Annotated in this window: 2 protein-coding genes and 1 pseudogene; 1 reads left to right on the top strand and 2 read right to left on the bottom strand. The window is 63.0% G+C overall.

The features are described from left to right. A pseudogene (locus WBV89_RS17320) lies at positions 1-628 on the bottom strand (hypothetical protein); the annotation flags it as partial. 397 nt (positions 629-1,025) lie between these two features. On the opposite strand from WBV89_RS17320, the gene galE reads away from it, so the two are divergent. After that, positions 1,026-2,027: a UDP-glucose 4-epimerase GalE gene (gene galE, locus WBV89_RS17325; protein WP_423982588.1), complete on the top strand. Its 1,002-nt coding sequence runs from the start codon at positions 1,026-1,028 to the stop codon at positions 2,025-2,027. A 25-nt stretch (positions 2,028-2,052) separates the two neighbouring features. Here the strand turns inward: galE and WBV89_RS17330 are convergent. Beyond that, positions 2,053-2,440 (bottom strand): alpha/beta hydrolase family protein (locus WBV89_RS17330; RefSeq protein ID WP_423982589.1); only part of this gene is annotated, 388 nt, incomplete at its 5' end.

Below are 2,440 nucleotides of genomic sequence, written 5' to 3' on the forward strand. Positions count from 1 at the left end.
GGTCGGACACCGAAGCGAACGGCTCAGACGGTCTCCAGTTTCGCTCGCGTTGGCCAGCCAACTCGAGTGCTTCGTCGACCGTCGCGTCGAGGCTGATCGCAGCAGCGAGCCGAGGGATCGCGTTCCCAGGATCGGACACGATGTCGTGCATTGGAACAACGAGTGGGTTCGGAGCGTGGAGCAACGCATCGACGGTGTACCGGAGCCACAACTCGGCCGAACGAGGCGGTGCGAAACCGTTTCGATGCCGAAGCGACTGAGCGACCTCGTGAGGGGAGCGGAGCGGAACGACAGTCGTGTCGATCGCCATCACGGAGTTCCAGAACGGCAGCGTGAGCGAGAACCTCGGGTCCTTGATCACGCAGGCCGAGGCGTCGCCAACTTCGTCGAACAAGTGGTTGATGGCGGTCTCGGCCGATTGGCGCACTCGATCAAGTCCGGTGCTGTCCGCCCATTGTTGCGACAGTCCGATGGGAGGGCGATCCCACGTACCGTCGAGTCGACCAAGCACCAGGTCATTGAGTTGTTTGACCACCCGGTTCTCGAAGAATCCGTGTGGATTGTCATCCGCAGGTTCAAGCAGGTCGTTGCCCGTGGAGGCGCCGAGGGCCCGGACGAGCTCTGTCACGAACGACGAGCCTGAGCGATGCATGCCAGCGACGATGATCAGTTTCACGTCAGTCCTCCATCGCCATTGACGCTCGTAAATCTGCCATCAGCACGCTGTACCGGTTCAGCATGCCACGGCGTTCGATGGGCCAATCTGTTTCTCCAAGCGATCGCCCGCCGTTGAGCGGTGCAAGCATGTCTGTGACCCCGTTCATCGTTCGGTGAGTTTAGGCGGTCGAGAGTTCGGGGCTGTTGTGGGCGTGGAGTCGGTCTCGTCACGCCAGTAGGCGGGACAATCACAGAGGTCGGCATCCGGAGCCGAATCGTTTACTCCGAGACCACAGATTCCAAGATCTCGCTCTGCGGTATGCAGGCCGCGTGCCCGCGCAGGAGGGTACGAGGGTAGGTTCGACCCGGTGGGTGTGAACTCGATCGACGGAACCGTCCTCGTCACCGGTGGAGCCGGATACATCGGCTCGCACACCGTACGCAGTCTCCGCGAGGCCGGACGCGAGGTTGTGGTGCTCGACTCGCTCGAACTCGGGAGACGTGAGGCAGTCATCGACGCCCCACTCGTCATCGGCGACATCCACGATCGCGACCTCGTCGCGACCACGTGCAACGAACACGGCGTCACACAGTTGGTTCACTTCGCGGCGTACAAGGCCGTCGGTGAGTCGATGGAGACTCCCGCCAAGTACTGGCGGAACAACGTCGCTGGGAGCGTCGACCTGGTCGAAGCATGTCTCGCGTCCGGTGTCAACGACGTCGTCTTTTCGTCCTCGTGCTCGGTGAACGGCACCCCGGACGTCGTTCCCGTGACAGAGAATGCTCCGATCCATCCAGAGTCCGTCTACGCAGAATCGAAGGCGATGGTCGAACGAATCCTGTTCTGGTACGGACAAACCAGCGATCTCCGATCGGTCAGCCTGCGCTACTTCAATGCCGCCGGCGCGAGTTTCGATGGACGCATCGGCGAGGACTGGACCCATTCGCAGAACCTCGTCCCGCTCGCGATGAAGGCGTTGCTGCTGAACGAGCGCCGTCTCACCGTGTTCGGTGACGACTACGACACGCCCGACGGAACGTGTATCCGCGACTACATCCACGTCGCCGACCTTGCCAATGCTCACGTCAAAGCGCTCGACTATCTCGGGCGAGATGGGGACACCGTCGCCGTGAACGTCGGGACAGGTGTCGGATCGTCGGTCCTGGAGGTTCTGAACACCACAGCCGATGTTGCCGGTGAGGCCGTTCCCTACGACGTCGGTCCTCGGCGCGCCGGCGATCCCGTCGCGACGTTCGCCGACCCAACCTTTGCCTCCGACACGTTGGGATGGACGGCGAACTGGGGACTTCGCGAGATCGTCGAAACGGCGTACACCTGGTACGTCAGCCAGGTCGAACGGGCTCGCTGAACAGCACGCCTCGCGATGACCAGGGTCAACGCCCTGTTGTCGCGCTCGGGTGATGTTGTACCGAACGCATCCGGTCGAGCCAGCCGAGGAGAATCGCGATCGCGCGGGGGTCGTGGCGGAGTCGGTGGCCGGCACCTTCGAGCAAGCTCAACTCGGCGTCGCCGTGTGCGTTGACCAACTGGCGGGCGTCGGACACCGGAACGCTATCGTCCTCGTCTCCGTGCATCACCAGCATCGGCCGCGGAGCGAATCGCCGAGCTGATGCAACGGGACGAAACCGACGGAACTCACGTGCCCACTCGTCGGTCGATGCCGGGAACTTGCGGTCGTGGATCGCTCCGATCTCCCGAGCGTGTTCGAGGAACCGGCGCGGGTGTTGCGCCCAGTCGTCGAAATCCGCGCGAGGACTCAGG

Origin of the sequence: Ilumatobacter sp. (assembly GCF_049588435.1) — a bacterium.
In the GTDB taxonomy this organism is placed as follows: Bacteria; Actinomycetota; Acidimicrobiia; order Acidimicrobiales; family Ilumatobacteraceae; genus Ilumatobacter_A.